The 17,904-nt window shown below is 72.2% G+C and carries 14 protein-coding genes and 1 pseudogene; 5 read left to right on the forward strand and 10 right to left on the reverse strand.

Annotated features, from left to right (window positions below):
• The first annotated feature begins 84 nt into the window (after positions 1 to 84).
• Both J8M51_RS07140 and J8M51_RS07145 read left to right on the forward strand, forming a co-directional pair.
• Complete coding sequence (locus tag J8M51_RS07140; RefSeq protein WP_216587278.1) at positions 85 to 1,227, forward strand: aminoglycoside phosphotransferase family protein; 1,143 nt, start codon at positions 85 to 87, stop codon at positions 1,225 to 1,227.
• A gap of 225 nt (positions 1,228 to 1,452) precedes the next feature.
• Complete coding sequence (locus J8M51_RS07145) at positions 1,453 to 3,453, forward strand: N-acetylmuramoyl-L-alanine amidase (RefSeq protein WP_398855679.1); 2,001 nt, start codon at positions 1,453 to 1,455, stop codon at positions 3,451 to 3,453.
• A gap of 59 nt (positions 3,454 to 3,512) precedes the next feature.
• Here J8M51_RS07145 and J8M51_RS07150 read toward each other — a convergent pair whose 3' ends face one another.
• Both J8M51_RS07150 and J8M51_RS07155 read right to left on the reverse strand, forming a co-directional pair.
• Positions 3,513 to 4,010, reverse strand: coding sequence for a hypothetical protein (locus tag J8M51_RS07150; RefSeq protein WP_086762885.1), 498 nt, complete (start codon positions 4,008 to 4,010; stop codon positions 3,513 to 3,515).
• Positions 4,011 to 4,165: 155 nt separating this feature from the next.
• The gene (locus tag J8M51_RS07155; RefSeq protein ID WP_267299041.1) at positions 4,166 to 4,768 is read right to left on the reverse strand and encodes a CGNR zinc finger domain-containing protein; all 603 of its coding nucleotides are present in this window, start codon (positions 4,766 to 4,768) and stop codon (positions 4,166 to 4,168) included.
• Positions 4,769 to 4,913: 145 nt separating this feature from the next.
• On the opposite strand from J8M51_RS07155, the gene J8M51_RS07160 reads away from it, so the two are divergent.
• Complete coding sequence (locus J8M51_RS07160) at positions 4,914 to 5,834, forward strand: transglutaminase-like domain-containing protein (RefSeq protein ID WP_086753956.1); 921 nt, start codon at positions 4,914 to 4,916, stop codon at positions 5,832 to 5,834.
• A 91-nt stretch (positions 5,835 to 5,925) separates the two neighbouring features.
• On the opposite strand, the gene J8M51_RS07165 is transcribed toward J8M51_RS07160, so the two are convergent.
• The 5 genes from J8M51_RS07165 to J8M51_RS07185 form a co-directional block, all read right to left on the reverse strand.
• Positions 5,926 to 6,171 (reverse strand): DUF397 domain-containing protein, encoded by a 246-nt coding sequence (locus J8M51_RS07165; RefSeq protein ID WP_086753954.1) that lies wholly within the window; start codon positions 6,169 to 6,171, stop codon positions 5,926 to 5,928.
• 82 nt (positions 6,172 to 6,253) lie between these two features.
• The gene (locus tag J8M51_RS07170) at positions 6,254 to 7,420 is read right to left on the reverse strand and encodes a thiolase domain-containing protein (RefSeq protein ID WP_086753952.1); all 1,167 of its coding nucleotides are present in this window, start codon (positions 7,418 to 7,420) and stop codon (positions 6,254 to 6,256) included.
• On the reverse strand, positions 7,417 to 8,493 hold the full coding sequence (locus J8M51_RS07175; RefSeq protein WP_086753950.1) for a thiolase domain-containing protein: 1,077 nt from the start codon (positions 8,491 to 8,493) through the stop codon (positions 7,417 to 7,419). The genes J8M51_RS07170 and J8M51_RS07175 overlap by 4 nt, the downstream gene beginning before the upstream one ends.
• Positions 8,490 to 9,440, reverse strand: a complete 951-nt coding sequence (locus J8M51_RS07180; protein ID WP_086753948.1) for a Zn-ribbon domain-containing OB-fold protein — start codon at positions 9,438 to 9,440, stop codon at positions 8,490 to 8,492. Before J8M51_RS07180 ends, J8M51_RS07175 begins: the two co-directional genes overlap by 4 nt.
• Positions 9,441 to 9,580: 140 nt before the next feature.
• The gene (locus tag J8M51_RS07185) at positions 9,581 to 10,381 is read right to left on the reverse strand and encodes a crotonase/enoyl-CoA hydratase family protein (protein ID WP_086753946.1); all 801 of its coding nucleotides are present in this window, start codon (positions 10,379 to 10,381) and stop codon (positions 9,581 to 9,583) included.
• 167 nt (positions 10,382 to 10,548) lie between these two features.
• Here J8M51_RS07185 and J8M51_RS07190 point away from each other — a divergent pair, with 167 nt between their 5' ends.
• A complete protein-coding gene (locus tag J8M51_RS07190) occupies positions 10,549 to 12,204 on the forward strand; it encodes an acyl-CoA synthetase (protein WP_086753944.1) in 1,656 nt (551 codons plus the stop codon).
• Positions 12,205 to 12,239: 35 nt separating this feature from the next.
• Here J8M51_RS07190 and J8M51_RS07195 read toward each other — a convergent pair whose 3' ends face one another.
• The 3 genes and pseudogenes from J8M51_RS07195 to J8M51_RS07205 form a co-directional block, all read right to left on the reverse strand.
• On the reverse strand, positions 12,240 to 13,082 hold the full coding sequence (locus J8M51_RS07195; RefSeq protein ID WP_256964142.1) for an alpha/beta fold hydrolase: 843 nt from the start codon (positions 13,080 to 13,082) through the stop codon (positions 12,240 to 12,242).
• Between the two features lie 162 nt (positions 13,083 to 13,244).
• Positions 13,245 to 13,628 (reverse strand): annotated as a pseudogene (locus J8M51_RS07200) (DUF4259 domain-containing protein); the annotation flags it as partial.
• Positions 13,629 to 13,651: 23 nt separating this feature from the next.
• Positions 13,652 to 15,151, reverse strand: coding sequence for an acyl-CoA synthetase (locus tag J8M51_RS07205; protein ID WP_086753940.1), 1,500 nt, complete (start codon positions 15,149 to 15,151; stop codon positions 13,652 to 13,654).
• A gap of 230 nt (positions 15,152 to 15,381) precedes the next feature.
• Between J8M51_RS07205 and J8M51_RS07210 the strand changes: the two genes are divergently transcribed.
• Positions 15,382 to 17,805 (forward strand): penicillin acylase family protein, encoded by a 2,424-nt coding sequence (locus tag J8M51_RS07210; RefSeq protein WP_086753938.1) that lies wholly within the window; start codon positions 15,382 to 15,384, stop codon positions 17,803 to 17,805.
• The last annotated feature ends 99 nt before the right edge of the window (positions 17,806 to 17,904 follow it).

Here is a 17,904-nt window from a genome sequence, read left to right on the forward strand (position 1 = left end):
CGGGCACTCCCCAGGGTGTCCCCGGTTCGGCCGGGGCGGGTGGCGCGTGACCTCGCCGGCACACGAAGGGATCTGTCCTCCCCCATGTACGCAGCATCGTCCTCCGTGTCCGCCCCTCCCCGCTCGCTGCACCCCCGCCAGCCGGGCAGCGGCGGCCCCTACCTCGACCCCACCCGTACGGCGGCCCCGTTGCTCGGCGGCGGCCGGGCGCGGCGGGTGCCGGGGCTCGGCACCCAACCGCTCAGCGGGAGACTCGACTTGTCCGGCCCCCAGGGCGCCCAACTGCGCACCGCGATCGCCTCGGTGCACCGCATCTGTCCGGAGTTCACCCCGGTCCAGGTGCTGCGCCGCAGCGGCCGCTCGGTGCTGCTCGTCGGCACCACCGGGCGAAGTACGGCCGTCGCCAAGTGTTTACTGGATCACTCCTCCATCTGGGAGGACCGGCTGCGGCACGAAATAGCCGCATACCGCTCGTTCGTCCGGCACCGCCCCCCCGTGCGGGCGCCGAGGCTGATCGCGGCGGACCCGGACAACTGCACCCTGGTCATCGAGCGGATGCCGGGCCGGGTGGCCGCCCTGCAGCGGCACCCGGTGGAGGCGCCGCCGCGCGCCGACATCCGGGCGGCGCTCGGCGCGATCTGCCGGCTCAACGCCTGGCGGCCACCGGCGGGCACCTTCGACGCGCCGCTGGACTACGCGGAGCGGATCTCCCGCTTCCATGAGCTGGGTCTGCTCACCGACCGGGACCTGGGCGACCTGCAGAAGCTGCTGCACGGCATCGCGCACGCCTCGGGCCGTCAGGGCATGGGCCAGTTCTGCCACGGCGACGCCCTCCTGTCGAACATCCTGCTCTCACCGGCCGGTCCAGTGCTGGTGGACTGGGAGCACGCGGGCTGGTACCTGCCGGGGTACGACCTGGCGACGCTGTGGGCGGTGCTCGGGGACGCCCCCGTGGCACGGCGGCAGATCAGCCAGCTGGCGCAGTCGGCGGGCCCGGCCTCACGGGACGCGTTCCTGGTGAACCTGATGCTCGTGCTGACCCGGGAGATCCGTACCTACGAGACGGCCGTGCAGCGTTCGATGCACGAGGCGACCCCGGCGGCACCGGGCCCGGCCCACCCGGCCGCCGCGCCGTCCGGCGAGGAACAGCGGCTGCTGCTCAGGCGGCTGCACGACGACTGCCAGTTGGCCCGCAAGGCCGTCCGGGCGGCGGTCGGCACTCGCTGAGGGAAGACGGAGGTCCGCGGGGCGCCCTGGACAGGGGCGCGCCGCGGACCTTCGTCATGTGTCGGCGTGCGGATGTGGGGGTGGGCATCCGGCCGGGGCGGGGCGGCAATCCCCGGGGAAGCGGCCTCCCCCGGGCATGATTGACGGATCGTCGGCCGGCCGGTAGCACAGAGGCACGTCCGGCCCCGCACGCCCCCCGACGCCCCACCGTTCCAGGAGGCCGCCTTGCGAGGATCCCCCACCGACCACAGATCCGCCCCGCGCCCCGGACCGCACCACGGTCCACGCTCCGGACCGCTGCGCAGAACGGCGTTCACCGCGGCGCCCGCCGTCCTGCTGCTGCCGCTGCTGGGCGCGGCCCCGCCCGCCGGGACGCAGGCCGTCTCCTCGGCCCGGCTGCAGGGCGCCTTCACGACGGCCGCCGCCGAGTACGGCGTACCGCGCAGTGTGCTGCTCGGTGTCTCCTATCTCCAGTCCCGCTGGGACGCCCACGGAGGCGCGCCGAGCGTCACCGGCGGCTACGGGCCCATGCATCTCACCGACGCGCGCACGGCCCTGGCCGGGGCCCCGCACCACGGCGAGGGCACGGAGGATCCGCGCGGCGACGACTCCCGGGCGCCTCTCAAGCCCACGGCGAAGCTGCCCGGGAACGGCGAACTCCCGGCCCGGCTGCGGACGTTGACGAAGGCGGCGGAGCTGACCGGCCTGCCCGCGCAGGCGCTCCGTACGGACGCGGAGGCCAATGTCGCGGGCGGCGCCGCGCTGCTCGCCGCCGCGCAGCGCGAGCTGGGCGCCCGGCCGAGCGCCGACCCGGCGGACTGGTACGGGGCGGTGGCGCGCTTCTCCGGCGCCGACGACCGGGCCACGGCCGCGACGTACGCGAACGAGGTGTTCGCGGTGATCCGCGACGGCGCCCGGCGCGTCACGGACGCCGGTCAGCGGGTGACGCTGGCCGGCGAGCCGGGCCTCGCGCCCGACACCGGGCAGTTGTCCCGGGCCGGGCTGCGCGCGGCGAGCGCGGCCGGGACCGAGTGCCCGGCCACGGTGTCCTGCGAGTGGATCCCGGCGCCGTACGCGGAGTTCGGCGACAACGACTACGGCAACCACGATCTCGCGGACCGGCCGAACTCGCAGCCCGTCCGGTACATCGTCGTCCATGACACCGAGGGCTACTGGGACACCACCCTGGAGCTGGTCCAGGACCCGACGTATGTGTCGTGGCAGTACTCGCTGCGCTCCACGGACGGGCACATCGCCCAGCACATCAAGGCCAAGGACGTGGCCTGGCACGCCGGCAACTGGTACGTCAACGCGGGGTCGATCGGGCTGGAGCACGAGGGGTTCCTCGCCTCGCCGGACGCCTGGTACACGGAGGCGATGTACCGGTCGTCGGCGCGGCTGGTGCGGTACCTCGCCGACAAGCACGGCGTCCCGCTGGACCGGCAGCACATCCTGGGCCATGACACGGTGCCCGGCCCGACGACGGCGACGATTCCGGGGATGCACACCGACCCGGGCCCGTACTGGGACTGGCGGCACTACTTCGAGCTGCTGGGCGCACCGCTCGGCCCGACGTCCGGCAGCGACAGCACCATGGTCACGATCCTGCCGGACTACGCCGACAACCGGCCCGCGTTCACGGGCTGCGGTTCCGGCGGCGCGGCCTGCGCGGTGCACGGCTCCAGCGCGGTGCGGCTGTACAGCAGGCCCGACACGACCTCGCCGCTGATCAAGGACATCGGGCTGCGTCCGGACGGCAGCGTCTCGACGATCGGGGTGAACGACCTCGGTTCGCGGGTCTCCACCGGGCAGCAGTACGCGGTCGCCGAGCGGCAGGGCGACTGGACGGCGATCTGGTACCTGGGGCAGAAGGCCTGGTTCCGGAACCCGGCGGACAAGCCGACGGCGGTCGGCGCGGCCGGAGTGGTCGTCACGCCCCGGGAGGGCCTGGCGGACATCCCGGTGTACGGCCGTGCCTACCCGGAGGCGTCGGCGTACCCGGCGGGGGTGCCCGTGCAGGCGGTGGCGCCGTGGCCGTACAAGCTGCTCAAGGACCAGAAGTACGTCACCGGGGGCCAGGTGCCGAGCGAGTACTACTACGCGGCCACCTTCGACACGAGCGGGCACCGGGTCGTGGTCGGCAAGGATGCGTACTACGAGATCCAGTTCGGCCACCGGGTGGCGTTCGTGCGGGCGGCGGATGTGCGGGTACTGCCGGCGGCGTAGCACGACGAAGGGCCGGGTGTACGCACCCGGCCCTTTCCCGTGCTCGCTCCGTGCGGCTCTCAGCCCTGTTGGAACAGCTCCGCCGGGAGCGGCTTGAGCAGCGCGTAGAGGTCGTCGGTGATGGGGCGGTCCCAGGCGGCGATGGTCACCAGGACGTTGTCGCTGCGGTCGAACTGGACGCAGGCGATCCGGGACTCGGAGAGCTTGAGGCGCCGGACGATCAGCAGGTTGTCGCCCTGCATCACGGGCATGTCCTCGGTGTCGACGACGGTGATGTCCTCGTCGTTCTCCAGCGCGATCAGCAGCTGGGCCACCTCGAAGGGGACCTCGCCGTCGGAGATCTCGCGCGCCGGGGAGCCCTCCGGGAGGTTGCCGATGATCATCGCGGGGCCGCGGCCGCCGTAGAGGTCGTAGCGCAGGAAGACGCCCTGGCAGCTGCCGTCGGGGGCGGGCAGCAGGCCGGCACCGAGATTGCCCGGCCAGTCGCCCGGATCCATGGCCAGTACGTCGAAGTCGGGCCCGGCGGGGGTGGCGCTGCGGCGGCGGAGGAAGGACATGCCGCAATGGTACGGCGTGCGGTGCGGCGGCGGGGCCGAGGGAGCCGGGGGCGGGCGTCTCGGTCGGGTGCGGCTCGGTGGGGCTTCTCGCGCAGTTCCCCGCGCCCCTGAAAAGCCGGGGCTCCGCCCCTTGCCTTTCCCCCGACCGCCGCGTCTCAGCCCGCGGTCTTCTTGTGGCGTTCGTGGTGGCGGGCCACCCGGGCGCGGTTGCCGCAGGAGGGTCTGCACCATTCCTGGCGGGGGTGCTCCTTGAGGAAGTACCGGACGCAGCGGGGGGCGTGGCAGGCGCGCAGCCGCTGCCGTTCGGGGCTCGCGAGGAAGGCGAGGGCGGCGCGGGCGAGGGCGGCGGTGAGCGGGTCCTCGCCGGTGGCGGGCCGGTGGTGCAGGGCGGGTTCGGCGCCGGGGTCCCAGGTGAGGACGGGGACGGTCGGGGTGCGGGCGGCGGCCGCGTTGAGGCGGGCCAGGGCTTCGGGGGCGGGCAGCAGGCGGGTGGCGTCGGCGGGGCTGGGTTCGCCGGGGCTGACGGCGCGGGCGAAGAGGGCCCGGACGGCGGCGCGGAGCTCGCGTACGGCGGTGAGCGCGGTCTCGTCGGGGGTGTGGCCGGTGGCGGCCGGCAGTGTGTCCGCGTGGGCCCGGATCCAGGTGGCGAGCCCCATGGCATCGGCCAGGTCGTCGGCGACGCCGCCGCTGCCGTCGTGCCGGACGGTCAGGGCGAGGTCCAGGGCGAGCCGTGCGTCCGCGCTGATCGAGTGCTCCATGGCGCTAATGATAGGGGAGCCCTCACCCATTAATCCGTGTTCGTTTCCGGCTTGAATTGTGGACAAATCACGGTGAATTTTGACACGGCGAGGCGAAGCGGCCCGCAAATCGAACGCGTGGCCGATTCATTCTGGGGGTCCCCTCATGCCACCGGTACGCCTCGCGCCGGACGCCGCCGTCTTCTACACCGCGCAGAGCGCCTTCACCGACCCTGGCGAACTCGCCCCGCTCTACGCCGGTCTTCCGCCCGATCCGGCCCTGCTCGCCCGGGTGGCACGGGATCTGATGATCCATCGGGGCGAGGGCGGGACCTTCGGCCACGCCGTCGCGCGGGACCGGCTGCACGACGACGCCGAGACCCGCTATCTCGACGACATCCTGCGGATCGTCGTGGAGCGGAACGACGCGCCGTTGTCGCACGCCCGCGAGCCCGGGGACCGGTTCGTCGGGGTGTGCCGGGACTTCTCGCTGCTGCACTGCTCGTTGCTGCGCCACTTCGGCGTGCCCGCCCGGCTGCGGTCGGGGTTCGCCACCTACTTCGGCGAGAACGGCTTCCACTGCGACCATGTGGTCACCGAGTACTGGGACCCGGCGCGGGGCTGGCTGCTGGCCGACGCCCAGCTGACGGAGCCGCTGATCGTCGACGCCTGGAGGATCGGCTTCGACCCGATGGACGTACCCCGCGACCGCTTCCTGGTCGCGGGCAAGGCGTGGCGGGCCATCCGGGCGGGCGAGGCGGACCCCCTGGCCTTCGGTCTGCATCCGCCGGAAGAGGGGCCGCTCAACGGGGAGTGGTTCGTGGCCGGGAACGTCCGGCTCGATCTCGCGGCCCTCAACAAGGTCGAGACGCTGCTGTGGGACATCTGGGGCACCGAGGCCGAGGCGGGCCAGGAGCTCACCGACCCGGTCCGCGAGCTGTACGACGAGGCCGCGCGGGTGGCGGGCGACACCGTGGACCTCACCGCGGCGCGTGCGCTGTTCGCCGGCCGTGAGGGGCTGCGGACACCCCGGACCGTCCTGTCGCTGGCGCCGTACAACGGGCCGCGCGAGGTCACCCTCCGCTGACGTCCACGGCACCCCGGGCGGGCTGCGACCGTCCTTCCCGTCCTGTCGGTGGGCGGCTCCGGCCGCCCACCGACACCATCTGTACGGCCGCTCAGGTCAGATCGAACTCGCCTTCTCGGGCACCCGACACGAAGGCGCCCCACTCGGCGGGGGTGAAGATCAGCGAGGGGCTCTCGGGGCTGCCGCTGTTGCGCATGGCGATGAAGCCCTCGACAAAGGCGATCTGGACATCTCCCCGCCCCTGGCTGCTCGACCGCCAGTCCGCGTTGGTCAGGTCCAGTTCCGCGGGCTTGTGCCAGCCGTCGAGGGATCGCTGCTGCATGGTGGTCTCGGCCACGTCCGTGCTCCTCCCGGTTCGTCGTCCGCCCGCCAGACTAGCGATCGGCTCCCACCGCCGACAGGCCACGTGAGGGGCGGGTTCAGGAGGTGGGCGGCTCGGCGCCGACGAGCCACATCGAGAAGAACTGCGATCCACCGCCGTAGGCGTGCCCGAGCACCCGCCGGGCACCCTCCACCTGGTGTTCTCCCGCCAGTCCCCGCACCTGGAGCGCCGCCTCGGCGAATCGGATCATGCCGGAGGCCCCGATGGGATTGGTGGAGAGGACCCCGCCGGACATGTCGACCGGAAGATCGCCGTCCAGCTCGGTGACCCCGGACTCGGTGAGCTTCCAGCCCTCGCCCTCGGCGGCGAAACCGAGGTTCTCCAGCCACATCGGCTCGTACCAGGAGAACGGCACGTACATCTCCACCGCGTCGATCTCCCGGCGCGGATCGGCGATCCCCGCCTGCCGGTACACATCGGCCGCGCAGTCCCGCCCCGCGCGCGGCGACACACTGTCCTTGCCCGCGAACAGCGTCGGTTCGCTGCGCATCGCCCCGCCGTGCATCCACGCGACGGGCCGCGGCGCGCGGGCGGCGCCCGCCCGGTCGGTCAGGACCATGGCCACCGCCCCGTCCGAGGACGGACAGGTCTCCGAGTAGCGGATCGGGTCCCAGAGCATGGGCGAGGCCTGGACCTTCTCCAGCGTGATGTCGTGCTCATGGAGATGGGCGTAGGGGTTCTTCAGCGCGTTGCGGCGGTTCTTGTACGCCACCAGGGAGCCGACGGTGTCGGGGGCGCCGCTGCGCCGCATGTACGCCCGGACGTGCGGGGCGAAGAAGCCGCCGGCGCCGGCCAGCAGCGGCTGCTGGAACGGGATCGGCAGCGACAGCCCCCACATGGCGTTGGATTCGGACTGTTTCTCGAAGGCGAGGGTGAGGACCGTGCCGTGGACGCGGGCGGCCACGAGGCTAGCGGCGACCAGCGAGGTCGACCCGCCGACCGAGCCCGCCGTGTGCACCCGCATCATCGGTTTGCCGACCGCGCCGAGCGCGTCCGCGAGGTACAGCTCGGGCATCATGACGCCCTCGAAGAAGTCGGGCGCCTTGCCGATGACGACGGCCTCGATGTCCGCCCAGGTCAACTCGGCGTCGTCCAGGGCCCGTCGGGCGGCCTCCCGGACGAGTCCGGCGATCGAGACGTCCCGGCGCGCCGCCACATGCTTGGTCTGGCCGACGCCTGCGACGGCCACGGGCTCCTTGCTCATCGGGGATCCCCTTCGAGTACGGCGACCAGGTTCTGCTGCAGACAGGGGCCGGAGGTGGCGTGCGCCAACGCCCGGTCGGACTCGCCCCGTTGGATGCGTGCGGCGGCCTCACCGATGCGGATGAGCCCGGCGGCCATGATCGGGTTGGCGGCCAGGGCCCCGCCCGACGGATTGACCCGCACACTGTCGTCGAGCCCCAGCACCTCCCGCAGGATCACCTCCTGGGAGCTGAACGGGGCGTGCAACTCGGCGGTGTCCACGGGCCGTTCGTACGCGCCGGCCCGCTCCGCCGCGAGACGGGTGGACGGCGAGTCGGTGAGATCGCGTACGCCGAGGCCGTGCGCCTCGACGCGGTGGTCGATGCCCCGGATCCAGGCGGGACGCTCGCACAGCTCCCGGGCCCGCTCCCCCGCCGCGAGCACCACCGCGGCGGCTCCGTCGCCGATGGGCGGACAGTCCCCGGTGCGCAGCGGCCGTACGAGGTAGTCGCCCTGGGGCACCGAACCGCGCAGCTGTGCGTGGGAGTTGGCGGCCGCGTCGGCGCGGCTGCGGGCCCCCACCGCCGCCAGCGCCGGTTCGTCCGTGACGCCCGCGTCGATGAGCGCCTGGGCCTGGAGTGCGGCGAGGGCGACCGAGTCGGGCCACAGCGGGGCGACGTAGTACGGGTCCAGCTGCCGGGTGAGGACGTCGCGTACGGAGCCCGGTGAGGACTTGCCGTACGAGTAGACGAGGGCGGTGTCGGCGTCCCCCGTCCGCAGTTTCACCCACGCCTCGTACAGCGCCCACGCCCCGTCCATCTCGACGTGCGACTCGGAGATCGGCGGCCAGGCTCCGACGCCGTCGAGGGCGAGGGTGAAGGAGAAGGCGCGGCCGGCGAGGTAGTCGCTGGAGCCGGAGCAGGTGAAGCCGATGTCGGCCGTCTTCAACCCGGTCTGTTCCAGGACCCGGTGGAGCACCGGCATCAGCATCTCCACCTCGGAGACGTCGTCGCTGGTGCGCCGGTGGTCGGTCTGGGCGAAGGCGACGACGGCGATGTCACGTGCGCCTCCGGCTCGTGGTGCCTCGCGCGTCACAGCAGCTCCCGGTAGGTGTCGTAGTCCGCGTCGGGTTCGCCGGTGGGCCGGTAGTGGTCGGGGTAGCGGGCGCCTTCCGTCCACACCGGCTCCACCCGCAGCCCCATGCGCACCTGGTCGTAGGGGATGCCGACGATCCGGCCGTGCAGGGCGAGTCCCGCGCCGTCGAGCGCGATGTGCCCGTAGACGTAGGGGACTTCGATGTCCAGGTTCTTCGCCTTGATGTTGACGATGCAGAACGTGGTGACCGTCCCGGCCGGCCCGACCTCCACCTGCTCGGCGGTGGCCACCCCGCAGGTCGGGCAGGCGCCCCTCGGCGGGACGTACACCTTCCGGCAGGACGGGCACCGCTCGCCGACGTTGCGGCGCTCGGCGAGGGCGTTGATGTAGCCGGTCTGGGCGCGGCCGGGCGAGTAGGTGTAGTCCAGGCGGGCGGGGGCGACGATCCCGGTGATCGCGTCCTCGAACTCACCGCTGTGGGCCGCCGGTTCACCGGGCGCCTCCGCCTCGCCGTCGTACGGCTCGAAGCAGGCGATGTCCGTGACGGCCCCGGACCGCTCCTCTGCCCAGCGGACACGGACGCGCATGCCGGTGCGTACGGCGTCGGGGCCGGGTGCGTCGAGGGCGTGCAGCAGGGCGGTGTCGGCGCCGTCGAGCTTCACCAGCACCCAGGCGAAGGGGGTGGCGAGGGGCTGGTCGCGTCGCGGTGTGTGGTTCCAGGCCCAGGTGGTGACGGTCCCGGTGGACGCGACCTCGACGAGATCGCGGATCTCCTCGGCGGTCACCGGGTCGTACTCGACGGGCGGCACCAGCACCCGGCCGTCCCCGGTCCGTACCCCGAGCACCACCCGCTCCCGAAGGCCGGTGAGAAAGGCGCTCTGGACCGGCCCGACGGACCGGGTGAAGGGGAACTCTACGGTGAGGGGTGCTTTGAGGATCGCGGACATGGAAGCTTGCCTCCTTCGAAAGAGGGGCACGGAAGCGCCCCTTCAGGGGCGCGGGGCGTTGTCGACATGCGGCTCCGCCGCGTGGGCGCGAGAAGCCCCACCCAGCCGCGGCCGAATCACGACCTCCCCGATCAGTACTCTTACGCCCGCTTGTAGACAGGGGCCCGCTTCTCGGCGAAGGCCCGAGCCCCTTCCTTCGCGTCGGCCGTGTCGAAGACCGGCCACCCCCGCTTCAACTCGGCGGCCAGTCCCTCCTCCTCGGTCATCGAGGCCGTCTCGTACACGGACGCCTTCACCGCCTCCACGGCGAGCGGCCCGCACGCGTTGATCTGTTCGGCGATCTCCAGCGCCTTGGCCAGGGCGGCCCCGTCGGGCACGACATGCCCGATCAGCCCCACCCCGGCGGCCTCGCGCGCGCTGTACGGCCGCCCGGTGAGCAGCATCTCCAGCGCGTGCGTCCGGGGGATCTGCCGCTGGAGGCGGACCGTGGAGCCGCCGATCGGGAAGAGCCCGCGCTTGACCTCGAAGAGGCCGAACGTCGCCGACTCCCCCGCGACGCGGATGTCCGTGCCCTGGAGGATCTCCGTGCCGCCTGCGACGCAGTGGCCCTCGACCGCCGCGATCACCGGTTTGCGGGGCCGGTGGTGGCGGAGCATCGCCTTCCAGTGCAGATCGGGGTCGGCCTTGAGGCGGTCCCGGTACTGCTGTCCCTCCATCCCCTTGCCCGCGAGGGCCTTGAGGTCCATTCCGGCGCAGAAGGCACCGCCGGCGCCCGTGAGGACGATCGAGCGGATCTCCTCGTCCTCGTCGGCCTCGATCCAGCCGTCGTGGAGGCCGACGAGCATCGGCAGGGAGAGCGCGTTCTTCGCCTCGGGCCTGTTGAGCGTGAGCACCAGTGTGGCGCCTTCGCGCCGCACGGCGAGGTGTTCGGTGCCGCCCATCCGGAGTCCTCCGTCCACAGGAAACGAGAACAGGTTGCAGTAGGCGCGTCGGCACTTCAAGGGTTTTCTGACAGACAGTCAGATTTCTCTGCGAGGAGCCTTCACAGTTGTGCCGCCCTTTGCTCTGATGACCGGCAACCGAGGGCAGTGAGGTCAGGAGGAGCGCGGTGGAGTACAACCTTGCCGACCTGTTCGAGTCGGTCGTCGACGTGGTGCCCGACCGGGCGGCGCTCGTGCATCTCGACATCCCCGGTACGGGGGCGGAACGCCGGCTCAGCTACGCGGAGCTGGACGCGGCGGCGAACCGCATCGGCCACCATCTGCTCGACAGCGGGATCGAGCCCGGGGAACACGTCGGCCTGCACCTCTACAACGGCATCGAGTATCTGCAGACCGCGCTCGGCTGCCTCAAGGCGCGGATCGTGCCGGTCAATGTCAACTACCGTTACGTGGAAGAGGAGTTGGTCTACCTCTACCGCGACGCGGATCTGACGGCGCTGGTCTTCGACGCGGAGTTCACGGGGCGGGTGGCGGCGGCGCTGCCTCGGACGGAGAAGCTGAGGCATCTGGTGCGGGTGGGGACCCCCGCGCCGGACGCGCCCGCCCCCGGCGCCACGCGCGACGCCGCTCCCGACGCCGCCCTCGACGCGGTCGACTTCGCCGAGGCCACGGGCTCCGCCTCCGCCGGGCGGGGCTTCCCGGCGCGCTCGGGCGACGACCAGTTCATCATCTACACCGGCGGTACGACGGGCATGCCCAAGGGGGTGATGTGGCGTCAGGAGGACCTGTTCTTCTCGGGGTTGGGCGGGGGCGCGCCGACCGGGGAGCCGGTGAAGTCGCCGGAGGAGCTGGCGGAGCGGGTGGCCGCCGGGGGTGACGGGATCACGTTCTTCCCGACGGCCCCGCTGATGCACGGCACGTCGACCCTGACCGCGTTCATCGGGTTCAACTTCGGCCAACGGGTGGTGATCCACCGCAAGTTCGTCCCCGAGGAGGCCCTGCGCACGATCGAGAAGGAGAGGGTGACGAGTGTGTCGCTGGTCGGCGACGCGATGCTGCGCCCGCTGATCGACGCGCTGAGGGGCCCGATGAAGGGCACCGACTGCTCGGCCCTGTTCAGTGTGTCGTCGTCCGGGGCGATCATGTCGGAGACGGTCCGGCAGCAGTTCCAGGAGCTGGTGCCGAACGCGATGCTGCTGAACAACTTCGGTTCCTCGGAGTCCGGCTTCAACGGTACGGCGACCGAGGACTCGGGCGCGGGCGACGGATTCCGTATCCGCGTCCACTCCCGTACGCGGGTCGTGGACCCGGCGACGTACGAGCCGGTGCCGGTCGGGGTGCCGGGGCGGGTCGCCCAGCGCGGGCATGTCCCGCTCGGCTACTACAACGACCCCCGGAAGACCGCCGAGACGTTCTTCGAGCGCGACGGTGAGCGCTGGGTGCTCCTCGGAGACATGGCGACCGTCGACGAGGAGGGCGTCGTCACGGTCCTCGGCCGGGGTTCGCAGTGCATCAACACCGGGGGCGAAAAGGTGTATCCGGAGGAGGTCGAGCAGGCCCTCAAGGCACACCCCGATGTGTACGACGCGCTGGTCGCCGGGGTGCCGGACACACGCTGGGGCAACCATGTCGCCGCCGTGGTGCAGCTCCGCGACGGTGCGGCCCGGCCGTCCCTGGAGGACATCCAGACCCACTGCCGCACCCGTCTCGCCGGCTACAAGATCCCCCGTCAGCTGGTCCTCACGGAGACCATCCAGCGCTCCCCCAGCGGCAAGGCGGACTACCGCTGGGCGCGGTCGGTGGCGGCGGACGCGGACCGGTGAGCCGTCGCCTCGGGGGCGGCCGGTGAGCCGTTCCCTCAGCTGCGGCCGGTGAGGAAGTCGGCGGCCCGGCTGACGAACCACGCCGGGTCGTCGAGCCAGGGGAAGTGACCGCCGCCAGGCTGGACCGTGAACCGGGCGTCCGGGAAGAGACCGGCGGCGAGGCGGGCCAGGCCGGGTGTCGGGCCGGTGTCGAGTTCACCGGCGAGGACGAGGACCGGGGCGGACAGTCCGGCGAGGGCGGCCCGGGTGACGGGCGGGTCGTAGGCGCCGGCCGAGCCGTAGACCCCGGCCGCCTCGTCGTTCGTCTGTTCCTCCTCGGCGGCCGTATGGGCACGGGCGGTGTCGTCCCAACGGCCGTAGAAGAAGGGCATCATCGCGTCGTCGAACGGGCCCTTCCCGGTCCAGGCCGCCTCGAACGCCGGGTACGCCTCGGCGAACCACGGCTCGCCCGCACGCAGTCGGGCGGAGCTGAGCCGGTCCTCCACGGTCACCGGCAGCCCCACCGCCCAGGGCGTGGCGGTGATCAGCGCCAGCCGGGACACCCGCTCCGGGTGCCGCGCCGCGTAGAGCATGGCCAGATTCCCGCCGGCCGAGTGCCCGAGCAGATCCACCTTCTCCAGCCCCAGACGCACACGGAGCGCCTCCACGTCGCCGACCTGCCGGTCGCACCGGTACGTCGCCGGGTCGGCCGGAACCGCCGAGTCCCCCGTGCCCCGGAGATCCAGCAGCACCAGCCGCCGGTGAGCGGACAGCCCGCCCAGGTCCCCGAGATAGGCGGACGCCCGCATGGCGCCACCGGGCAGCACGATCAACGGCTCGCCCTCACCCCGCACATGGTAGGCGAGTTCGGTTCCGTCGGGCGCGGTGAAGGCAGGCATGGTGTCGATCTTCGCGCCGGACCACGGCCCACCGCAACGGAGTTCGGCGGGCGCCGCACGGCGATGGCGGGACGTCGGCCAGACGGTGAAGAGGGCTTCCTCCTGCGGCGGGACCGGAGGATCGAGGACATCCCGAAGGCGGGTGATGTCCCGGCGCCAGGCGGAGCCGTCCGCCGCGTCGGCCCACAGCTCGGCGAGTTCGGACAGCTCGGAGACCACCTGGTCCAGCGCGTCGACGGCGAGGACGCGAAGGTCGGCGGGCAGCTCCGGCAGCGGTTCGGACGGGCCGTAGTGCGGACAGGCCGGCTCGCCTTCGGTGTGCTGTGCGACGACCAGCGCCGCCGCGGCCACGGCTCGTTCGCCGTCGTGGACACGCAGGCACTCCGCCGGCCCGGCGGCGCGTCGGAGCACGCCGCGGATCAGGGGCTCGCGCTCCTCCCACGGCGCCTCGTCCAGGTCGTCCCCGAAATCGGCCGCGGTGTCGTTGTCGAAGGGGCCGATGTCCCAGGTGCCCATGTCTCTCCTCACGTGGCGTGCGCGGATCATCGCACCGGCCACTGACAGGGCGGTCAGGCCTGCGCGAAGCGGTCCCGCAGCTCTCGCTTGAGGATCTTGCCGCTCGCGTTGCGCGGGAGTTCCTCGACGAACAGGACGCGCTTCGGGGCCTTGAAGTGGGGGAGTTTCTCGCGGGTGTGGGCGATGAGTTCGGCCTCCGAGGTGTCGCCCCGGGGGACGACGATCGCGGTGACGGCCTCGATCCAGTGGTCGTCGGGGAGGCCGATGACGGCGGCCTCGGCGACCTGGTCGTGGGTGCAGAGGGCGTCCTCGACCTGGCGGGAGGCGATGAGGACGCCGCCGGAGTTGATGACGTCCTTGACGCGGTCGACGACGGTGAAGAAGCCGTGGGCGTCGCGTACGGCGAGGTCGCCGGAGTGGAACCAGCCGTCGCGGAAGGCCTCGGCGGTCTCCTCCGGCTTGTTCCAGTAGCCCTCGCAGAGCTGCTTCGACTGGTAGACGATCTCGCCGGGGGTTCCGTCGGGCACCTCCTCGCCGTCCTCGTCGACGACCTTGGCCTCGACGAACATGACGGGGCGCCCGCAGGAGTCCATCCGGCCCTTGTGCTCGTGCGGGCCGAGGACCATGGACAGCGGACCGATCTCGCTCTGGCCGAAGCAGTTGTGGAAGGCGAGCTTGGGCAGGCGCTCCTTCAGGCGTTCGAGGACGGGCACGGGCATGATCGAGGCGCCGTAGTAGGCCTTGCGCAGCCCGCTGAGGTCACGGGTGGCGAAGTCGGGGCGGTCGGCCAGCGCGATCCACACCGTGGGCGGGGCGAAGAGGCTGTCGGCGCGGCCCTCCTCCACGAGGTCGAGGATCCGGTCGCCGTCGGGCGCGTCGAGGATCGTGTTCGTGGCGCCGACCGCGAGATACGGCACCAGGAAGACATGCATCTGCGCGGAGTGGTACAGCGGCAGGGAGTGCACGGGCAGGTCGCCCGCCTGGAGGTCGAGGGCGGAGATCGCGCTGAGGTACTCGTGGACCAGTGCGCGGTGCGTCATCATCGCGCCCTTGGGGAGCGCGGTGGTGCCCGAGGTGTAGAGGAGCTGGACGAGGTCCTCGGCGCGGGGCTGCGGACCGTCGTACGGCTCGGTGCCGGCCAGGCAGGCGAGGAGCGAGTCGTCCGTGTCGCGCAGCGGCAGGGTCCGGGTGCCCTCGGGGAGGTTCCCGGCGAGGTCCGGGTCGGTGAGGACGAGGGTGCTCCCGGACTGGTCGAGGAGGTAGGAGAGGTCGTCGCCGGTGAGGTTCTGGTTGACCGGGACATGGACCAGACCGGCGCGGGCGGCGGCCAGGAAGGCGATGAGGTAGGCGTCCGAGTTGTGGCCGTAGGCGGCGACCCGGTCGCCCGGTTCGAGACCGGTGTCGCGCAGGGCGCGGGCCGCCCGGGAGACGGCGTCGTCCAGCTCGGCGTAGGTCCAGGACCGTTCGCCGTAGCGGATCGCGACGCGGGCGGGGATCCGCCCGGCGGTGCGCCGCAGCGTCCCGTCGACCGTCACACTGGGGCCAGCTGTCATGTTTTCCGCTCCTTGGTCCGTGTTCTCCGACGCGATCCTCGGTCCGTCCCGCGAGTGAGGTCAAGCGCATCACACGGGTGGCCGGAACGTGGCGCACATGGCGTGAAGCGGCTCAACTTCCCCTTGGGACCGCGAGTCAATCAGGGGGAAGATCCACCCTGCGTATGGACTACGCGCAGTGGTGCCGACACGCTCAACCGTCCCTTCCCTCAACCAAGTCGGGAGGCTCCATGCACACTCGCCTGAGACAGCTCGTGGTCTCGGCCGTCGCCCTGCTCACCGCCTCGGCCGTCCTGCCCTCCGCCACCGCGGCCACCGATGGCCGCCGGGCCGGGGAGCAGCGCACCTCCCACGGTGGTCTGTCCGCCGTGATCCGCTACACCGAGTACGGCGTCCCGCACATCGTCGCGAAGGACTACGCGAACCTCGGCTTCGGCACCGGCTGGGCGCAGGCCGCCGACCAGGTGTGTGTGCTGGCCGACGGGTTCGTCACCGTGAAGGGGGAGCGCTCCCGCCACTTCGGGCCCGACGCCGCCCCCGACCTCTCGCTCTCCTCCGCCACCAGGAACCTCACCAGCGACCTCTACTTCCGGGGCGTCCGGGACGCGGGCACCGTCGAGCGGCTGCTGGAGCGGCCCGAACCGCTGGGGCCGAGCAGGGCGGTGAAGGACCTGATGCGGGGCTGGGCCGCCGGGTACAACGCGTGGCTGAGAAAGAACCGGATCACCGACCCCGCGTGCAAGGGCGCCGCCTGGGTGCGGCCGGTCTCCACGCTCGACGTGTTCTCCCGCGCGTACGCCCTCGCCGTCCTCGGCGGTGAGGGGCGGCTGGTGGACGCGATCACCACCGCGCAGCCGCCCGCCTCCGGTACGACGGACAAGTCCGCCGCCACCCTGGACCCGAAGACCGCCGCCCGTGCCGCGAGCGAGCTGTTCGGCGCCGCGAACGCGGACATGGGCTCGAACGCCGTCGCGTTCGGCGGGGAGACCACGGCGAACGGCCGGGGTCTGCTGCTGGGCAACCCGCACTACCCGTGGGCCGGCGGGCGCCGCTTCTGGCAGGCGCAGCAGACGATCCCCGGTGAGCTGAACGTCTCCGGCGGCTCGCTGCTGGGCTCGCCGATCACTCAGATCGGGTTCAACGCGAAGGTCGCCTGGAGCCACACCGTCGCCACCGGCGTCCCCATGAACGTCCATCAGCTGACGCTGGACCCGGCCGACCCGACGACGTATCTCGTGGACGGGAAGCCGGAGCGGATGACGAAGCGGACGGTCACCGTCGGCGTCAAGGACGGTGCCCCGGTCACCCGCCTCCAGTGGTGGACGCGGTACGGCCCGGTCGTCACCTCGCTCGGCGCCGACCTCCCGCTGCCGTGGACGGCCGGCACCGCGTACGCCGTCAACGACCCCAACACGGCGAACGCCCGCTTCACCGACACCTCGCTGGGCTTCGCCAAGGCCCGCGGCACCTCGGACATCCTCGAGTCCCTCGCCCGGCACCAGGGCCTGCCCTGGGTGAACACCGTGGCCGCCGACTCCGCCGGACACACCCTGTTCACCCAGTCGCAGACCCTCCCCCGCATCACCGACGAGCTGGCGGCCCGCTGCTCGACGCCGTTGGGGAGGGCCACCTATCCGTCGGCGGGTGTCGCGATCCTGGACGGCTCGCGCTCCGACTGCGCGCTCGGCAGCGACGCCGACGCCGTACAGCCGGGGATCTTCGGGCCGGCGAGGATGCCGACGCTCAAGGACGCGCCGTACGCGGAGAACTCCAACGACAGCGCCTGGCTGGCCAACGCCGATAAGCCGCTCACCGGGTACGAGCGCGTGTTCGGCACCATCGGCACCCAGCGGTCGCTGCGGACCCGGGGCGCGGTCGAGGACGTGGCGGCCATGGCCGACCGGGGCGGTCTGACCGTACGGGACCTCCAGCGGCAGCAGTTCGCGAACCGGGTGCCCGCGGCCGATCTCACCGGCGACGACGTGGCGCGGGCCTGTGCCGCGCTGCCGGGCGGTACGGCGACGGGCAGCGACGGCGCGGTCGTCGATGTGTCCGAGGCGTGCGGGGTCTTCGAGGCGTGGGACCGGACCGTGGACACCGGCAGTCGGGGCGCGCTGCTCTTCGACCGGTTCTGGCGGCGGCTGAACGCGGTGGTGCCGCGCGCGCAGTTCTGGAAGGTGCCCTTCTCGGCGGCGGACCCGGTCAACACGCCGAACACCCTCGACACGGACGTCCCCGGCTTCGCGACCGCCCTCGCCGACACGGTGCGGGATCTGCGGGCGGCGGGCGTGGCGCTGGACGCGAAGCTCGGCGACCACCAGTTCGTCGTACGCGGCGGTGAGCGCATCGCGGTCTCCGGTGGGACGGAGTCGCTCGGCGTGTGGAACAAGATCGAGTCGCCGTGGCGCCCGGCCGAGGGTGTCTATCAGGAGGTCTCGTCGGGTTCCAGCCACATTCAGGCGGTCGGCTGGGACGGCGGACGCTGCCCGGTGGCCCGCACACTGCTGACGTACTCGCAGTCCTCGAACCCCAATTCGCCCCATTATGTGGACCAGACGCGGCTGTTCTCGGCGGAGAAGTGGGTGACGTCCCGTTTCTGCGAGAGAGACATCCTGTCCTCGCCGAAGCTGAGGGTGGTCCGTGTCGGTCAGTGAGCCCCTGAGGCAATGAGCCATTGAGCGAAGGGATGTGGTGCCGCCCCGCCCGGGGCGGCACCATTCTTCTGGCAGCACCTTGCCATGGGCATATTGCCG

This window comes from Streptomyces griseiscabiei (assembly GCF_020010925.1).
Lineage (GTDB): Bacteria > Actinomycetota > Actinomycetes > Streptomycetales > Streptomycetaceae > Streptomyces > Streptomyces griseiscabiei.

What these genes read in the sequence shown, in the direction of transcription:
- J8M51_RS07185 (WP_086753946.1), bottom strand. Translation starts at nt 10,381, where the DNA reads ATGGGCGGCACCGAACACCTCGCCGTGCGGCGCGAAGGCGCCACACTG.
- J8M51_RS07180 (WP_086753948.1), bottom strand. Translation starts at nt 9,440, where the DNA reads ATGTCCGCGATCCTCAAAGCACCCCTCACCGTAGAGTTCCCCTTCACC.
- J8M51_RS07170 (WP_086753952.1), bottom strand. Translation starts at nt 7,420, where the DNA reads ATGAGCAAGGAGCCCGTGGCCGTCGCAGGCGTCGGCCAGACCAAGCAT.
- J8M51_RS07140 (WP_216587278.1), top strand. Translation starts at nt 85, where the DNA reads ATGTACGCAGCATCGTCCTCCGTGTCCGCCCCTCCCCGCTCGCTGCAC.
- J8M51_RS07205 (WP_086753940.1), bottom strand. Translation starts at nt 15,151, where the DNA reads ATGACAGCTGGCCCCAGTGTGACGGTCGACGGGACGCTGCGGCGCACC.
- J8M51_RS07155 (WP_267299041.1), bottom strand. Translation starts at nt 4,768, where the DNA reads ATGGAGCACTCGATCAGCGCGGACGCACGGCTCGCCCTGGACCTCGCC.
- J8M51_RS07160 (WP_086753956.1), top strand. Translation starts at nt 4,914, where the DNA reads ATGCCACCGGTACGCCTCGCGCCGGACGCCGCCGTCTTCTACACCGCG.
- J8M51_RS07210 (WP_086753938.1), top strand. Translation starts at nt 15,382, where the DNA reads ATGCACACTCGCCTGAGACAGCTCGTGGTCTCGGCCGTCGCCCTGCTC.
- J8M51_RS07150 (WP_086762885.1), bottom strand. Translation starts at nt 4,010, where the DNA reads ATGTCCTTCCTCCGCCGCCGCAGCGCCACCCCCGCCGGGCCCGACTTC.
- J8M51_RS07195 (WP_256964142.1), bottom strand. Translation starts at nt 13,082, where the DNA reads ATGCCTGCCTTCACCGCGCCCGACGGAACCGAACTCGCCTACCATGTG.